The following is a 620-nucleotide window of genomic DNA, read 5'->3' as shown; positions in this document are numbered from 1 at the left end:
CTTCTTCTTTTGTAAATTTTCCAACATAAGAAGAAGTTAGCCACTCATAAATCTCTGTCTTTGATAAATGGTTATTCTTTCGGTATTTTCTTGCTGTAATCAAGGCATTTGCTTTGTAATCTGCATTCAAGTGATCGATGGCATACTGCGCTGCTGAACTTGAAAAACCATTCCACGTTAATTGGTTATAGAGATCTTTTTTTGACATATGTAAAACCGAATTATAGCTTTTCGCTCTATTTAAAGCAACATTGTACTGCTTCCCATCTAGTTTTGGTTGCCGCACACCATCGTATCCTACATAGTGACGGCCACCATCTACCCATTTATCCCTAGCCATTTTACCATCTGATTCAACATAATAACGGCCACCATCTACCCATTTGCCCCTTACCATTTTGCCTTCAGAATCAACATAGTAACGGCCACCATCTACCCATTCATTCTTGGCCATCTTTCCATCTGATTTGAAATAATAATTTCCTACCCATTTATTGCGAGCTTGGCTGCCTTCTGATGGTAGATTAAGTTTTTGAATTGCATAGTTTGCTTCTTCTTTTGTAAATTTTCCAACATAAGAAGAAGTTAGCCACTCATAAATCTCTGTCTTTGATAAATGG

The 620-nt window shown here is 37.3% G+C and carries 1 protein-coding gene; it reads right to left on the bottom strand.

Features of this window, described 5'->3' with window-relative positions; genetic code table 11:
• On the bottom strand, window positions 1-620 hold a 620-nt coding region (locus GMD4S_RS10035), incomplete at both ends, for an Ltp family lipoprotein (RefSeq protein WP_000496878.1).

The organism is Streptococcus sp. GMD4S (assembly GCF_000296955.1).
This window is presented reverse-complemented; position numbering and strand designations above follow the sequence as displayed.